A 16,697-nucleotide genomic window follows, 5' to 3' on the forward strand; every position below is an offset into this window, starting at 1 on the left:
GCGTTTCCGACTCTATCAGACTCTTTCGTGTCCGATTTCCTCGGTGCCTTTCCGGTTCCCGCTCCAGCCTTTCGGCTTTCGCGTTTCCCTTTCCGGCGGTTCCGACTCTATCAGATCCTTGCGGGCCTGACTCCCAGTCGAATGGGGGTTGTCCTCGCGGCTGTTGGGCCGTTCCGACGTCTCAAACTCTAGCGGGTTTTCCCGGCGACTCATAATCGAGTCCTGGAATTGAATTCGGGCATGCCGAATGCGTTCCGTTGGGAGGTTGTGCTGAGTTTGGTTTGCCGCTCGATCAGCGGCGGAGGTGTGGCCGCAGAACCGTTACGGCTCAGTGGCAACCCGAAGAACCTTACGGGTCGGTCGGGTGACTGTCAACCCCCACCCAGCGGCCTTCAGTCAAGGTCCGTCAGGCGTCCGCCGGCGTCCGGCTGGGCGTGCTCCACGCGGCGCAGAAGCCGGGTCAGCAGCTCGTCCAGGACGCCGCGCTCGTCGTCGGACAGGTCCTGGAGGAGGTCCTCCTCGAAGACCGTGGCCAGGCGCATCGCCTCCAGCCACTTCTCGCGGCCCTCCGCGGTCAGCTCCACGATGACGCGCACACGGTTCGTCTCGTCGCGGTCGCGGGTGACCAGGCCCTCCCCCACCATGCGGTCGATGCGGTGGGTCATGGCGGCGGGCGTGAGGCCGAGCCGCTTGGCCAGGTCGCCGGGGCCCATTTGGTACGGGGCTCCGGACAGGACGAGGGCCTTGAGGACCTCCCACTCGGCGTTGCTGATGCCGAGGTTCGCGGTCTGACGGCCGTACGCCACGTTCATCCGGCGGTTCAGGCGGCCGAGGGCCGAGACGATCTTCTCGACCTGGGGGTCGAGGTCCTGGAACTCGCGCTGGTACGCGGCGATCTGCTCTTCAAGTGTCGGCTCACTTGGGCCGGGGGTGTCACCCATGGCCGCAGTATGGCACGCCCCCACTTGGCATTGAAGTCCTTCAGTGTGTACTGTTTAGATCCTAACTTTAGCTTCGAAGTCTTCACTTCTAACTCCTAAGGCAGGTGAAAGTGACCAGGGCGATGGGCGCAGCGATGCGTCGTATCCAGGCAGGCAGCGCGCTGAGCGCGTTCGGCATCGGGTTCACGGTTCCGTTCCTCTACGTCTATGTGGCGCAGGTGCGGGAGCTGGGGGCCAGTACGGCGGGCATCGTGCTGGCCGCCTTCGCCATGGCCGCGCTGATCGTCCTGCCCATCACCGGCCGCGTCATCGATCGGCGCGGTCCGCTGCCCGTACTCGTGGGCGCGGCGGTCGTCGCCTCCGTGGGCGCGGTCGCGCTCGGTGTCGCGAACAGTGAGACGACGGCGATCCTGTCCGCCGCCCTGCTCGGCGCGGGCACGGCGGTCATGCAGCCGGCGCTCGCGACGATGATCGTCTGGTCGTCGACGCCGGCGACCCGTACGCGCTCCTTCGCGATGCAGTTCTTCCTACAGAACCTGGGTCTCGGCATCGGCGGCCTCATCGGCGGCCAGATCGTCGACGAGCACCGGCCGAGCAGCTTCACCCTGTTGTTCTCCATCGAGTCCGTGATGTTCCTGGTGCTCGCGGCGATCGCGCTGACCGTGCGGCTGCCGCACGCGCCGTCCATCCAGGACGCGATGCCCACGGACGGCGCTCCCCGAGGCGGGCTGCGCGCGCTCCTGAAGCACAAGGCCATGGTGCAGCTGTGCGTCCTCGGCTTCGTGCTCTTCTTCGCCTGCTACGGACAGTTCGAGTCGGGTCTTTCCGCGTACGGCGTGGAGGCCGCGGGGATCTCGCCGTCGACGCTCGGCATCGCGCTCGCCGCCAACACGGCGATGATCGTGCTCGCGCAGTTCGCGGTCCTGAAGTTCGTCGAGCGGCGCAAGCGGTCCCGGGTGATCGCGTCCGTCGGTCTGATCTGGGCCTTCGCGTGGATCCTCGCGGGGTACGCGGGGCTCGGGCACGGCAGCCAGGCGATGGCGACCGCCGCGTTCGTCTCGACGTACGCCCTGTTCGGGCTCGGTGAGGCGATGCTGTCGCCGACCGTCGCGCCGCTGGTCGCGGACCTGGCGCCGGGCGGCATGGTCGGGCAGTACAACTCGGCCTTCGCCCTGGTGAAGCAGCTGGCCCTCGCGGTCGGTCCGGCCGTGGGCGGTCCGATGGGCGCCGCGCTGCACGCGCCGTACATCGTGACGTTCGTACTGTTCTCGCTCGGCATCACGGTGCTGGCGGTGCGGATGGGACGTCAGCTCACTCCGGTGCAGAACCAGCCCTCGCTGGCCAAGAGCGCTGTGGTGGCGCAGGGCGGGCCTGCTACGGCCGCGCCCGCCAAGGCCGACGCGTAACGCGCGCTACTTGGGGAGCGCGAACTCGCACCACACGGCCTTGCCGCCGCCCGGTGTGCGGCGGCAGCCCCAGCTCGACGCGATCGTGGCGACGATGGCGATGCCGCGTCCCGCCTCGTCGGCCGGTTCGGCGCGGCGGCGGCGCGGCAGGTGGTCGTCGCCGTCGGTGACCTCGATGATCAGGCGGCGGTCGGTGCGGCGCAGCCGCAGCCGCATCGGCGGGGTGCCGTGCTGGAGGGAGTTGGCGACCAGCTCGCTGGCCGCGAGGACGCCCAGGTCGTGCAGCTCCGGGGAGAAGCGCCAGCTGGCCAGCACGCCCGTGGCGAAGGCACGCGCGCGTGGCGCCGCCTCGACGCCACCGAGCAGCTCCAGGGCGGCGTTTCTGAACAGCTCGGCGTCCGAGCCGACGCGGGCGGGGTGCTGGAGGACCAGGACCGCGACGTCGTCGTCGTGGTCGGCCGTCACCCCGAGGGCGCGGATGAGGCGGTCGCACACCACTTGGGGGGTGCCGGTGGCGCCGGCCAGGGCGCGCTCCAGGGAGGCCACACCCTCGTAGATGTCCTCGCTGCGCCGCTCGACCAGGCCGTCCGTGTAGAGGACGGCCGTCGAGCCGGGGGCGAGCGGCACGGAGCCCGAGGTGTGCAGCCAGCCACCGGTGCCGAGCGGGGGTCCGGTGGGCTTCTCGGCGCGGTGGATGGTGCCGTTCTCGTCGCGTACGAGGATGGGCAGGTGCCCGGCGGACGCGTAGACGAGGCTTCCTTCGTTCGGGTCGTGTACGGCGTAGACGCAGGTGGCGATCTGGCTCGCGTCGATCTCGGAGGCGAGGCCGTCCAGGAGTTGCAGTACCTCGTGCGGGGGCAGGTCCAGGCGGGCGTAGGCGCGTACGGCCGTGCGGAGCTGGCCCATGACGGCCGCCGCGCGTACGCCGCGGCCCATCACGTCGCCGATGACGAGGGCGGTGCGGCCGCCGCCGAGGGTGATCACGTCGTACCAGTCGCCGCCGACCGCGGCCTCGGTGCCGCCCGGCTGGTAGGTGGCGGCGATGCGCAGGTCGTCGGGCTGTTCCAGTTCCTGGGGCAGCAGGGACTTCTGGAGGGTGACGGCCGTCTCGCGCTGGGCGCGCTCGCTGGCGCGCAGGCGCTCGGCGGCCTCGGCGTGGTCGGTGACGTCGGCGGCGAAGACGAGCACACCGCCGCCTTCCCCGGCGCCCGCCTCGGAGCCGCCCAGGGGCAGCGTCACGGGCGTGCAGGTGAAGGTGTACGAGCGTCCGCCGGGGGCCTTGCGGGACTTGACGGTGCGCGGCTTCGCGCTGCGCAGGACCTGGTCCAGGAGCGGCAGCAGGCCCAGCTCGTCCAGTTCGGGCAGGGCCACGCGCGCGGGCTCGCCGATGGGGCGGGGGCCGAAGGCGGCGACGTACGCGTCGTTGACGTGGGCGATGCGGTGGTCGGCGCCGTACACGAGGGCGACGAGGGCGGGGATGCGGTCGAGCACCTCGCGGGCCGGCAGCTGGTCGATGCCGTCGGCGGGCGTGGGCCGGGTCCCGTCGGAGAGCCGCTCGGCGCGGGCCGCGGGGACGGAGCCGTCTCCTCGGGATGCCGTGGCGATCGTCTGTTCGGTCCGCGCTGCTGCGCGGCGCTGCGTTCCGGGGAGCCGGGCGCTCCAGCGCGTGAAGTTCACTGCGGTAGGCCTCGTGGTGTCGCTTCTGGATCGGGAACACAGCATGTCGAGGGCGGACGTCCCTGGTCGGCCTTGCGGCCGGACCATGGTCACACGAACAGTCTCGTCTGCCGGACTGACATCGGCGGTCCGGACGGACATCCGTCAGACGTGGGTCCTGCGCGGGGAGTTCCTGACTCCGGTCAGGAGGACTCCTTCGGGCGCTCGCGCCCGGCCGCCAGTTCGAACTCCGCACGGGGGTGCTCAAGCGATCCGAGGGAGACGATCTCGCGTTTGAACAGTCCGGAGAGGGTCCATTCGGCGAGCACACGGGACTTGCGGTTGATGGTCGGCACTCTGCTCAAGTGGTAGACGCGGTGCATGAACCAGGCAGGGTAGCCCTTCAGCTTGCGTCCGTAGACGTGTGCGACACCTTTGTGCAGTCCCAGGGACGCTACGGAGCCGACGTATTTGTGCCGGTACTCCTTGAGGGGCCGCTCGCGCAGGGTCGCCACGATGTTGTCGCCGAGGACCTTGGCCTGGCGCACGGCGTGCTGGGCGTTGGGCGCGCACTCCTTGCCGGGCTCGTCCGCGGTGACGTCGGGGACCGCGGCGGCGTCTCCGGCCGCCCACGCGTGCGTGGCGCCTTCGACGGAGAGCCGCGCGGTGCACTTGAGGCGGCCGCGTTCGTTCAGCGGCAGGTCGGAGGCGGCGAGGACGGGGTGCGGTTTGACGCCCGCCGTCCACACGACGGTGCGGGTGGGGAAGCGGGAGCCGTCGCTCAGCACGGCGACCCGGTCCTCGCAGGAGTCGAGGCGGGTCTCCAGGCGTACGTCGATATTGCGCCGTCGCAGCTCCCGCACGGTGTACTGGCCCATCTCCTCGCCGACCTCGGGCAGGATCCGCCCCGTCGCCTCGACGAGGATCCACTTCATGTCCTCGGCCTTGATGTTGTGGTAGTACCGGGCGGCGTAGCGCGCCATGTCCTCCAGCTCGCCGAGCGCCTCCACGCCCGCGTACCCGCCACCTACGAAGACGAAGGTCAGGGCCGCGTCGCGGATCGCGGGGTCGCGGGTCGACGAGGCGATGTCCATCTGTTCGATGACGTGGTTGCGCAGTCCGATGGCCTCTTCGACGGTCTTGAAGCCGATGGCGTACTCGGCGAGGCCGGGGACGGGCAGCGTGCGGGAGATGGATCCGGGGGCCAGCACCAGTTCGTCGTACACGATGTCGACCGGCCCGGTGCCCTCCTCCTCGGTGGCGAGCGTGGTGAAGGTCGCGGTGCGCTTGGCGTGGTCGACCGACTCGACCTCGCCGATGACGACGCGGCACTGGTCGAGGACGCGGCGCAGCGGTACGACGACGTGGCGCGGCGAGATGTTTCCGGCCGCCGCCTCGGGCAGGAATGGCTGATACGTCATATACGGCTCGGGAGTGATCACGACGATCTCGGTCTCACCCCGCTTCAGCTCCGACTTCAGCTTCCGCTGGAGCCGCAGCGCGGTGTACATACCGACGTAGCCGCCGCCGACGACGAGAATGCGCACAGGTTCCTTCACCATCCCATGACGCACCCGGCTACAGAGTTTGTCCACAGGCCCGGCAATTTGTGTGACCAGTCGCAGTGCGCCCCCGGCGCCCGGGGTATTGCGCCGGAGCGTGCAAGGTGCGCAGGTCAGCGGGGGTGAGGGGGGTATGCGGATGGGGGACGATAAGGCCGGAAACGGTGCGTACTCCGATCGGGGGGCGCTCCGTGCGGAACCCACCCCTTCTGAATTGACTCAGGCTCAACTATGTTCGTGGGACGTCGGGGTGTCGGGGGATGCGCTCGTCGAGCCGAGTTTCCGGGCTCGCGGAAGGGTTCGCTCCCCACACGCCGGTTGACCAATGGCGGGGAGTCTCCGGGGGGAGACGTCATTAACCGGGGGAACGTGTATGAGCATTCAGGAAACCCACTGGACTTCCGCTGCCGCGTCGGCATCAGCCGTCGGCCTCAGCGGGAACGGACGTGACATGGGGGAAGGAGCGCGCACGACACCGCTGCGTGTCGACGCACAGCGCAATCTCGAGCATGTACTTCGCGCGGCACGCGAGGTCTTCGGCGAGCTGGGTTACGGCGCGCCGATGGAAGACGTGGCACGCCGCGCGCGGGTCGGGGTCGGCACCGTCTACCGCCGCTTCCCGAGCAAGGACGTGCTGGTCAGGCGGATAGCCGAGGAGGAGACCGCCCGGCTGACCGACCAGGCGCGTGCCGCCCTCGGGCAGGAGGACGAGCCGTGGTCGGCGCTCTCGCGCTTCCTGCGGACGTCCGTGGCGTCGGGCGCGGGGCGGCTGCTGCCGCCGCAGGTGCTGCGGGTGAGCGTCGAGGACGGCGCGGCCGACGAGGACGAGGCGAGGGTGCCGCAGCAGCGCCAGCCCGCCCCGGACTCGCCCGAGCTGCGCCTGGTGGAACAGCGCCAGGCGCCGGCCGAGGAGTCGGTCCCGATGGGCGAGGACCCGGGGACGGCGACGCTCCTCGATGTCGTCGGCCGTCTCGTGGAGCGTGCCCGTGCGGCGGGCGAGCTGCGCCCGGACGTGACCGTCTCGGACGTGCTCCTGGTGATAGCGACGGCGGCGCCCTCGCTGCCGGACGCGGCACAGCAGGCCGCGGCCTCCTCGCGACTGCTGGACATCCTGCTCGAAGGACTGCGGTCGCGGCCGTCGTAGCGGCACCCTGACGGCGGAAGACTCAACTCCGTTTAGCACCGCGGCTGTTGAGTCTTCCCCGAATGGGTGAACGGTAGTGCTCCGTTGCGGGAAGTCACCTCGGACGAGTGGTTGCCTGTCATCCCCCGTGGTCCGAGCGCGGCCGTGTGCCACGCTTTCCCGGTGGTCGGGTCTGAGTGTGCAACCGGGGGCGTTCCGCGATGAGTGTTGACGGTCGGGACGAGCCGCCGTCCACCGGCTTCGGCGAGGAGGCACCCTCGGCGAGCGGTGGCCAGGGGACCGGCGGGACGGCATCCGGCACGGCCCCCGGCCCCAGCGTGCCGCCGCAGCGCGAGGGCGGCCCGGGAGCCGCCGCGCCCGGCAACGGGGAAGCGGTGCCGTCCGACGCCGACCTGATCTCGCGGATGCGGACGGGCGACGACTCCGCGTACGAGGAGCTGTACCGCAGGCACGCCCAAGCCGTCCGCCGCTACGCCGGCACCTGCTGCCGCGACGGCCACACCGCCGACGACCTCACCGCCGAGGTCTTCGCCCGCATGCTCCAGGCGGTACGCGGCGGCAGCGGGCCCGAGTACGCGGTGCGCGCCTATCTGCTGACCACGATCAGGCGCGTCGCCGCCGGGTGGACGAAATCGGCCAGGCGGGAGCAGTTGGTCGACGACTTCGCGGTGTTCGCCGCGCAGGCCGCGCGCGGCACCGACGTGGGTGACGACGACACCCTGGACCTGGGCGCGGACGTCCGCGCGATGCACGAGGCCGAGCAGTCGATGGCCATGCAGGCCTTCCGCAGCCTGCCGGAGCGCTGGCAGGCCGTGCTGTGGCACACGGAGATCGAGGACGAGTCCCCGAGCGAGGTCGCCACGCTCTTCGGCCTCGACGCGAACGGCACGCGCGTGCTCGCGAGCCGCGCCCGCGAGGGCCTCAAGCAGGCCTACCTCCAGGCGCACGTGAGCGCCACCCTCACCGAGAGCGAGGAGTGCGCGCGCTACGCCGACCGCCTCGGCGCCTACGCCCGCGGCGGGCTGCGCACTCGCGCCGAGCGGGGCCTGCGCAAGCACTTGGAGGAGTGCGCCAAGTGCCGGCTGGCCGCGGGCCAGATCAAGGAAGTCGCCAGCGGGATCCCCGCGGTCGTGCCGATCGCCGTCATCGGCTGGTTCGGTGCCGCCGGGTACGCGAAGGTGGCCGCGCTCGTCGGATGCGGCACCGCGAGCGCGGGCGCCGCGGGAGCCGCGGGCGCGGCCACGGGCGGCTCATCCGGAGGGTCGACCGCGGGCGCGGCCGCCGCTTCCGAAGGGCTCGGCGCCCCCGCGAAGGCCGGTATCGCCGCGGGCGTCGTCGTGGCGGCCGGGGTCGCCGCGGCGATCGCCCTCACCGGTGGCGACGGCAAGCCCAAGGAGGACCGGCCGCCGAAGGCCAAGGAGCCCGCGGTGTCCGAGTCGATCGTGCCGCAGAAGCCGCCGCCCCTGAAGCCCAAGCCCTCTCCGCCGCCCCCCGCGGCGAAGCCGACCCCCAAGCCCACGCCGCCGCCGCCCGCGCCGAAGCCGCCCGCCGAGGAGAAGCCCAAGCCGAAGCCGCCGCCACCGCCGCCACCTCCTCCCAAGCCCGAGCCCACCCCGCCCCCCAAGCCGGCTCCGAAACCACCGCCCCCGCCACCGGCCCCGGCGGTCTACCACTGGAGCGAGCTCCAGTACGGCACGGTGGGCGACGGCACCAAGCCCGAGATGAGGCTCAGCGAGAGCAGCTGGGTGTGGCAGCGCCGGGGCCTGTCGATCGACGACCGGCGCTACTCCCACGGAGTGACCGTGCACGGCAAGTCCTCCGTGACGATCGACCTCAACCGCAGCTGCACGACGTACGACGCGCTCGTCGGCGTCGACGACATGACGATGGAGCTGGGCGCGGTGCGCTTCTCCGTGTACGCGGACGGGGCGCGGCTGTGGCAGTCGCCGCTGATGAAGGGCGGCGACCCCGCGCTGCCCATGCAGGTGAACCTCACGGGCCGCAAGACCATCCGCCTCGTCGTCGAGCCGCACACGCCCTTCTCCTCGGTGGCACTCGCGGACTGGGCGCAGTCGCGGATGCGCTGCTTCTAGGGCGGGCCCACTAAGTCCCGTCGCTCACCCGCAAGGCGGGCGGCAGGGCGGTCCGGTGCCCGCGCTCGGCGTGGCGGCCGGATGCCCTCGTACGGGGTGTACTCGGGCTTTTCGGCCGACGCGGCGAGAGTGCGTGCCGGGCGTCGCGGCGCAGGCGGGACTTCGCGGCGACGCCCTAGGGCGTGTCCGGCCCCGCATGGCCGGACGGGGCCGGGCCGTTCATGGCCTCGGTCAGTTCGCTGAGCAGTTCGTCGATCGTGAGGTCGTCGCCTGCGGCGTACGCGGCCTCGTAGCGTGGCGCGGTGAGGGCGGCCGTGGCGGCGGTTCTGACGCGGTCGGCGGCCCTCACCTCGGGGCGGGGGCGTGGATGGCCGCCCCGGAGGCGGGTGCCGACGGCCAGGAGGCGGGCCGCGCGCGCGTGGTCGCCGAGGTCGCTGAGGAACGTCGCGCCGGTATCCACCAGGGACGCGACGATCACCTCGGAGCACCGCGCGTTCACGGCCTCGCGCAGCGCGTCGGTCAGCTCGGGCAGGGCCGCCGCCGGGCCCGACTCGGCGGCGGTGACCCGGGCCTCCACGCCGCGCACGGCCACGCTGAACTGCGGTGGCGGCGTGCCGTACGTCGACTCGCCGCGGGCAGCGGCGCACAGCCTGCCGGCCGCGGCCGGATCACCGTCGTCCAGCGCCATCACGGCGCGCAACAGCCGTACGTAGGAATGCGAGTCGGTCACGCCGTAGCGGTCGGCCTCGGTGCTCGCCTCGTCCAGGGTCTTCTCCGCCGCCTCCCGGTCGCCCTCCAGGTAGGAGATCTCGGCGAGCCTCGCCAGGAGGAACGGCGTTTCCGCGTACGCCCCCACTTCGTAGGCCAGGCGCAGCCCTTCCTCGTAGGCGACGCGGGCCTCTCCGTGGCGGCTGCGGGCCATCGCTGCCTCGCCCGCGGCGCTGCTCACCTGGGCCCCTACCCACCGGTCGCCCACGCGTCCGCTGAGCGCACGCAGCTCGGCGAGGTCCTCGTCGACGCCCGAGAAGTTGCCGTTCATGTCGATGGCCATGTGCGCGCGGAACATGAGGATGACGCAGAGTTCCCAGTCGCCGCCGTAGCGGCGGCAGTTCTCGACCGCCTGGTCGACGGCGGGGCGGGTGTGGTCGTGCGTGCCGCCGGTGAAGAAGATCGTGAACGGCCAGATCAGTCCCGGGAACCGGGCGGACTCCGGGCCGGGGCGTGCGAAGACGGCGCGCACCCGCTCGACGTACCCGCCCTTGGTCCAGCCCTCCTGGTCCGTTCGCGCGTCGGCGGGCAGGGTCTCCGTCACCAGGAAGAGGTGCAGCAGCCGCAGCTCCATCCACGGCCAGTAGAGCGGGTCGTCCTCGTCGGGCAGGCCCCAGGCGCCGTGCGTGGCGCAGCTCGGGGCCAGGCCGAGGACCCGGCTCATCCACTCGCAGCCCTCGCGGCGGAAGTTGCGCAGCCACCAGAACCAGCCGGTGTGCAGGGCGAGGGCGAGGGCCGTCGTCGTGTCGCGCGCCTCGACGGAGTGCTGGAGGGCCGCGCGGATGTTGTCCAGCTCCGTCTCCAGACGTCTGATCCACGGCAGTTGCTCGGCGGTACGCAGCAGGGGCTCGGCGCGCTCGACCAGCGCGCGGAAGTACGCGCTGTGGCGCCGGGCCGCGGCCGGGAGCAGGCCGGGGGTCTCGGCGGCGCGCTCGGCGGCGTACTCGTGGATGGTCTCCAGGAGGCGGTAGCGCATGCCTCCGTCCTCGGGCCCCGAGCCCGGGACCGCCACGATCAGGGACTTGTCGACGAGGGCGCCGATCAGTTCCGTGGCGGGACCGGTGCAGACCGCCTCGGCGGCAGGCAGGTCCCAGCTGCCCGCGAAGACGGACACCTCGCACAGGACGGTCCGCTCCGCCTCGCCGAGCAGGTCCCAGGACCAGTCGACAACGGCCCGCAGGGTCTGCTGGCGGGGCAGGACCGTGCGGCTGCCGCTGGTCAGGAGGCGGAAGCGGTCGTCGAGCCGGTCGGCGATCTGGCGCGGGGCGAGCAACCGCAGGCGGGCGGCGGCCAGTTCGATCGCGAGCGGCAGGCCGTCCAGGCGGCGGCAGATCTCGGCGACGGCCTCGGCGTCCTCCTCGGGGGCGAAGCCGGGCCGCACCGCCGCGGCCCGCTCGGCGAACAGGCGGTGTGCCGGGTCGGGCGGGAGCGGCTCGACGGGACGGACGGACTCGCCGGGCACGCCCAGGGGCTCGCGGCTGGTGGCGAGGATCGTGAGGCCGGGGCAGTGCGTGAGGAGCGTCTCGGCGAGCGCGGCGGCGGCGTCGATCACGTGTTCGCAGTTGTCAAGGATCAGGAGCAGTGCGCGCTGGGCGCAGTACTCGACGAGCAGGCCGAGCGGGTCGTCCTGCGGGACGGACAGTTCGCTGGTCATCAGCAGGGTCTCGCGCAGACCGAGCGCGCTGACGACAGCGCCGGGCACCGCCTCGGGGTGGTCGAGCGGGGCCAGCTCGGCCAGCCATGCCTGCGGATGCCCGGCGGCGGCTTCCTCGGCGAGGCGGGTCTTTCCGGAGCCGCCCGGTCCGGTGAGGGTGACGAGGCGGGCCCTGTGCAGATCCGAACGGATGGCGGCCAGCTCGGGTTCCCGTCCGACGAAAGAGGTCAAACGGTTACGGATGTTCCCCTTCCGCTCGGGCTTCCGGTCCGCCGGGGCGCGGTTCCGGGCGGCTTCCTGGGTGCCGTCCTGGTCGGCTTCCCGAGCGCCGTCCTGGTCGGCTTCCCGCTGGGGCCGCCGGCCGGCGGGGGCAAGCAACTCCTCGTGCAACGCGCGCAGTTCCGGCCCCGGATCGGCTCCGAGGCCCTCGGCGAGGGCGCGGCGCGCGTCCTCGTAGGCGGCGAGCGCGTCGGCCCCGCGTCCGGCGTCGCGCAGGGCGCGGATCAGCAGGGCGCGCGCTGTCTCGTCGTAGGGCTGGGCCGCGGTCAGTTCCCGCAGTTCCGGTACGACATCGGGCGCGCGGCCCAGCAGCAGGTCCGCCTCGATCCGCGCCCGGAGCACCTCCGCTCGCTGGGCCTCGGGGCGTGCGGCGGCGGCCCGGTCGGGCAGGTCGGCGAGGGCCGGGCCGCGCCACAGGGCGAGCGCGGCACGCAGGGCGCGGGCGGCGGGCGCGGGGTCGTCGCTGTCCAGGGCCGCCCTGCCCTCGCGCGCGAGGCGTTCGAAGCGGTGCAGGTCGACGTCTTCGGGGGCGACGTCGAGGCGGTAGCCACCGGGGGCGGAGGCGACGGCGTCCTTGCCGAGGGCGCGGCGCAGCCGGCCGACGAGGGCCTGGAGGGCGGCTGGGGCGTCGGTCGGCGGATCGTCGGCCCAGACCTCGTCGATGAGGGCGCCGACGGTGACCGTGCGGTTCGCGTGCAGCGCCAGGGCGGCGAGCAGGGCGCGCAGCCGCTGGCCCCCTACGGGCAGGGGGGCGCCTTGCTCGTCGTACGCCTCGGTGGCGCCCAGGATTCCGTACCGCACCGGGCCATTCTCCCTGGCATGTCCCCTTAAGGCGCGCGCTTTAGCGGCGGGCGCGCTAGGGCGTGTCCGCAAAGTCGCGTCGTTCGCCCGGAGGGCGGGCGTCGCGGCGTCCGGTGCGTGCTCTCGGCGTGCCGGCCGGAGGCCCTCGTACTGGCTTCGCGACAGCAGTCTGCGCAGCCACAGCTCCGTGGAGACCAGGTCGGCCAGGCCGTCCAGCGGGAGCGGCTCCCCCTCCGCCGCCTCGCGCAGCGCCTTGCGGACGACGCGGGCCTCGACCAGGCCCGCCTGGGCGAGCAGCGGGGTGTCGAAGAGGGTGATCAGCTCGTCCACCGCCACGCGCAGGCCGGTGCGGGCGGCGGCCGCGTCCGAGGCGTGGGAGGGGGCGCCCCAGCCGGACGGCAGATCGGCGACCCCGGCGCCCTCCAGCACCGTACGCAGGATCGCGGCCCGCGCCCCCGGCTGGACGCGCAGGGCCTCGGGGAGCGCCCGGCACGCGCGGACGACCTGGTTGTCCAGGAAGGGCGCGTGCAGGCGCTGGAAGCGCACCTCGGCGGCCTGCTCCAGGATGCGGAGGTCGGCGGCGTGCCGGGCGAGGGCGGCACGCGCGCGGAATTCCCCGGGGCGCTGGCCGGGGCCGCCGGGGCGCATCGTCGTGTCGTTGAGCCGAACCGATACTTCAGCGAGGGCCTCGCCGGTCAGCCAGCGTGCGGCCGGGCCTGGTCTGGCCCAGGCGAGGGCGGCGAGCGACGCCCCCACGGCTCCGCCCGGTTCGTCGAAGCGGCGGTGCAGCAGCCGTTCGGCGAGCGACTGGACGCCCGCGCGGTGCGGCATGCGGGCCAGCTTGCGCGCCGCGCCGTACACGCGCGCGGGGACCATCACCGAGCCGTCGGCCTTCGCCAGCGCGGCCACCGGGCGCACGAGGTGGCGGCGCTTGCGGTCCATCAGGAGGTCGGCGAGCCGGGCCGGGTGGGCGTCGAGGACCTGTCGCGCCCCGTGGCCCGTGAAGTGGTCCGCGCTGCCCGAGGAGAGCCGGGCGCGGTGGCGCTGGGCGGTCACCAGGGTGCTGCTCGGTTCGTCCGTCAGGGGCCCTTCCAGGTCGGCGTAGGGCAGGGCGTCCTCGCCCCCGGCGACGACCACGTGGTGCAGGCGCGGGTTGGCGGCGATGGCGCCGGCCCGTTCCAGCTCCGCCTCGCGGCCGTTGACGGCGAGGTCGTTGAAGGTGACGGCGAGGAGGCGCTCCCCGGCGCCCGTGCCATGGCCGAGGACCGTGCCGGGCATGCCGGGCAGACCGGCGGCGAGGAGGGCGAGGGTGCCGGACGCGGGCCCGCCGGAGAGGTCCGCTCCGATGCCCGGCACCGGCATGCCGCGCGCGGCGCGCCGCTCGGCGGGTCCCATGCCGGGCACCGGGCCGGGGTCGATGTCCGTGCCGGGCACGTGGCGCGGGGCGGTGAGGCGGGCTCGTACCGCCTCCACGAGGGCGTCGCGGACGCCGTCCACCGCGCTCGCCGCGTCGGCGGCGGGGGCGGCGACGGCGAGCGAGGCGACCGGCTCGTACCCGGCGACTTCCCGCGCGCCCGCGCGCAGGATGAGCGCGTGCCCCGGGGGCACGCGCCGCACGCCCTGGTAGGGCGTCGAGTCGTGCAGCGCCTCGGGGACCTCGGGGGCGGCGAGCAGCGCCGCGAGGTGGCCGATGTCGAGGTGGGCCTCGATGAGGTCGGCCAGCGGCAGCGCGGCGGTGGCGTAGGCCGTACCGCCCGCCCAGGGGGTGTGGAAGACGGGGCGGGCACCCGCGAGATCACCGGCGATCATGACGCGGCGGCCGACCTGGACGACCGCCGTGTAGCTGCCGGACCAGGCGGTGAGGTGGCGCAGCGCGCCGCCGCGCGCGGCGAACAGGCCCACCCGCAGCTGCTCGTCGGAGGCTCCGCAGGTGCCGAGGACCGCGATGCGGGTCTGTTCGTCGACCTTCAGCGTCCGCACTTCGTCGGGCCGCCAGTCGCCGACCGCCCAGAGCGGGTCCGGGTCGCCCCACAGGAGCTGGGAGCCCACGGGGTGCACGGACTCGCCGTCGTCACCGGTGGCCCCGGCCGAGCCCACCACCGAGGGCCTCGCGGCGGTACTGCTCCACCCCACCAACCACCGCATCACTGCCTCCACAGGCTGTGGACGACCGTCGGCAGGCGCCGAGAGGCACGGCCGACCAGTGCACCGAAGCACTGGGGTCCCATGCTGCCACGAAGAAGGCACACGGGAGGGGCCGCGTGGCCGCTCGCACGGCGGTGAATCCACCCTGTGAGGGCGGTAGTTGAAGGGCGGAAGATGCCCTTCTCCTTGCGCACGATTCCAGCGGGCCAGGGCACGCGCGTGGCGCCCAACTCGCGAATGGGCGAAATGCCCGATCCATCACATAGGCTATTTTCGGCCAAATCGGCCTGGGATGAGCCCAGGACGTCATCATTGAAGGGCAACACTCAGCCCGGGAGGCGGTGTTCGCCTCCCGGACCGGTCCGCCGCCCGCGGGGACGGAGGCGGCGGTGTCCCCCAGCCCACTGACTCCAGCGCAGCGGGCCGACCCACGCATCCCCAAGGGAAGCGCTCCCGCCATGGCCGCAGAAGAGCGCACGGACAGGCGCACGGCCACACACCGGGAGCACGCTCCGCGGCCCCTCGTGCTTCCGTACGGACAACAATCCCGCCATACGGAACTGCGCCTCTTAACGCTTGGGATGCGGCGAACTACGCTGTGTGTGCTGATGTTTTCGCGGAGGCATATACCTGGAGGATCGGCCAAACGCTCTTGCGGCCGGGATTCCGGCCACCGGGCCCACTGCCCCCGGGGGAACGCAGCACGAATGCCGTGCGGTCCAGTCATCGCCCGGCAGCCGTCTGTGTCGAGGGGTGGCGCATGTCCAGGGAGCAACGCGGGCCGAACGAAAAACTCGGCACCGTTCTCGCCCTCGCGGGAATCAGCAACGCGGGACTCGCACGCCGGGTCAACGACCTCGGCGCACAACGCGGGTTGACGCTTCGATACGACAAGACATCGGTGGCGCGCTGGGTGTCCAAGGGCATGGTGCCGCAGGGCGCCGCCCCGCACCTGATCGCGGCGGCCATCGGCCAGAAGCTCGGCCGCCCGGTGCCGCTGCACGAGATCGGCCTCGCGGACGCCGACCCGGCGCCCGAGGTCGGCCTCGCCTTCCCCCGTGACGTGGGGGCGGCCGTGAAGTCGGCCACCGAGCTGTACCGCCTCGATCTGGCGGGCCGCCGCGCGGGCGGCGGCATCTGGCAGTCCCTCGCGGGATCCTTCGCGGTCAGCGCGTACGCGACACCCGCCTCACGCTGGCTGATAACCCCGGCCGACAGCTCCGTGGCGCGCGACGCCTCGCGCGACGTGCCGCGGGACCTGGCGCACGCCGACGACGGCGGCGCGCCGATGAAGGTCGGCCACAGCGACGTGCTGAAGCTGCGGGAGGCCGCGGAGGACGCGCGGCGCTGGGACTCCAAGTACGGCGGCGGCGACTGGCGTTCCTCCATGGTCCCGGAGTGCCTGCGGGTCGAGGCGGCGCCGCTGCTGCTCGGCTCCTACTCCGACGAGGTGGGCCGCGCCCTCTTCGGAGCGTCCGCCGAGCTGACCCGCCTCGCCGGGTGGATGGCCTTCGACACCGGCCAGCAGGAGGCCGCCCAGCGCTACTACATCCAGGCGCTGCGGCTCGCCCGCGCGGCCGCCGACGTGCCCTTAGGGGGGTACGTCCTCGCCTCCATGTCCCTCCAGGCGACCTACCGCGGCTTCGGGGACGAGGGGGTCGACCTCGCGCAGGCCGCCCTGGAGCGCAACCGCGGCCTCGCGACGGCCCGCACCATGAGCTTCTTCCGGCTCGTCGAGGCGCGGGCACACGCGCGTGCCCATGACGCGCCGGCCGCGGGGGCGGCGCTGCGGGCCGCCGAGGGCTGGCTGGAGCGGGCCCGCGACGGCGACAACGACCCCTCCTGGCTCGGCTTCTACTCCTACGACCGCTTCGCCGCGGACGCCGCCGAGTGCTACCGCGACCTCAAGGCGCCCCGGCAGGTGCGGCGCTTCACGGAACAGGCGCTGTCCCGCCCCACCGAGGAATTCGTACGGTCGCACGGCCTGCGCCTGGTCGTCTCGGCGGTCGCCGAGCTGGAGTCCGGCAACCTCGACGCGGCCTGCGAGCAGGGCACGCGCGCGCTGGAGGTCGCCGGGCGCATCTCGTCCGCGAGGACCACGGAGTACGTGCGCGACCTCCTGCACCGCCTGGAGCCGTACGGGGACGAGCCCCGGGTCGTCGAACTGCGCGAGCGGGCCCGCCCGCTGCTGATGGCACCCGCGTAGAGGCGCGGAGTGGGGCATATCGGCCGCACGCATCCACCCCAG

Annotated in this window: 8 protein-coding genes; 4 read left to right on the forward strand and 4 right to left on the reverse strand. The window is 73.0% G+C overall.

Going from position 1 to position 16,697, the window contains the following annotated elements; translation table 11 throughout:
* Positions 1-392: 392 nt before the first annotated feature.
* Complete coding sequence (locus IG54_RS0127730) at positions 393-941, reverse strand: MarR family winged helix-turn-helix transcriptional regulator (protein ID WP_030790235.1); 549 nt, start codon at positions 939-941, stop codon at positions 393-395.
* A gap of 122 nt (positions 942-1,063) precedes the next feature.
* On the opposite strand from IG54_RS0127730, the gene IG54_RS0127735 reads away from it, so the two are divergent.
* A complete protein-coding gene (locus IG54_RS0127735; protein ID WP_030790236.1) occupies positions 1,064-2,347 on the forward strand; it encodes an MFS transporter in 1,284 nt (427 codons plus the stop codon).
* Between the two features lie 6 nt (positions 2,348-2,353).
* On the opposite strand, the gene IG54_RS0127740 is transcribed toward IG54_RS0127735, so the two are convergent.
* Together IG54_RS0127740 and IG54_RS0127745 are read right to left on the reverse strand one after the other, a co-directional pair.
* Positions 2,354-4,024, reverse strand: coding sequence for an ATP-binding SpoIIE family protein phosphatase (locus IG54_RS0127740; RefSeq protein ID WP_030790238.1), 1,671 nt, complete (start codon positions 4,022-4,024; stop codon positions 2,354-2,356).
* 182 nt (positions 4,025-4,206) lie between these two features.
* On the reverse strand, positions 4,207-5,565 hold the full coding sequence (locus tag IG54_RS0127745) for an NAD(P)/FAD-dependent oxidoreductase (RefSeq protein ID WP_030790240.1): 1,359 nt from the start codon (positions 5,563-5,565) through the stop codon (positions 4,207-4,209).
* Positions 5,566-5,938: 373 nt separating this feature from the next.
* On the opposite strand from IG54_RS0127745, the gene IG54_RS0127750 reads away from it, so the two are divergent.
* Complete coding sequence (locus IG54_RS0127750; RefSeq protein ID WP_030790243.1) at positions 5,939-6,709, forward strand: TetR/AcrR family transcriptional regulator; 771 nt, start codon at positions 5,939-5,941, stop codon at positions 6,707-6,709.
* A gap of 200 nt (positions 6,710-6,909) precedes the next feature.
* On the forward strand, positions 6,910-8,802 hold the full coding sequence (locus IG54_RS0127755; protein ID WP_037897858.1) for a sigma-70 family RNA polymerase sigma factor: 1,893 nt from the start codon (positions 6,910-6,912) through the stop codon (positions 8,800-8,802).
* A gap of 175 nt (positions 8,803-8,977) precedes the next feature.
* Here the strand turns inward: IG54_RS0127755 and IG54_RS43645 are convergent, their stop codons facing one another.
* Positions 8,978-14,449 (reverse strand): BTAD domain-containing putative transcriptional regulator, encoded by a 5,472-nt coding sequence (locus tag IG54_RS43645; RefSeq protein WP_324615432.1) that lies wholly within the window; start codon positions 14,447-14,449, stop codon positions 8,978-8,980.
* Between the two features lie 760 nt (positions 14,450-15,209).
* Between IG54_RS43645 and IG54_RS0127765 the strand changes: the two genes are divergently transcribed.
* Positions 15,210-16,655: a hypothetical protein gene (locus IG54_RS0127765; RefSeq protein WP_030790252.1), complete on the forward strand. Its 1,446-nt coding sequence runs from the start codon at positions 15,210-15,212 to the stop codon at positions 16,653-16,655.
* Positions 16,656-16,697 lie beyond the last annotated feature (42 nt).

This window comes from Streptomyces sp. NRRL S-920 (assembly GCF_000717945.1).
In the GTDB taxonomy this organism is placed as follows: Bacteria; Actinomycetota; Actinomycetes; order Streptomycetales; family Streptomycetaceae; genus Streptomyces; species Streptomyces alboniger.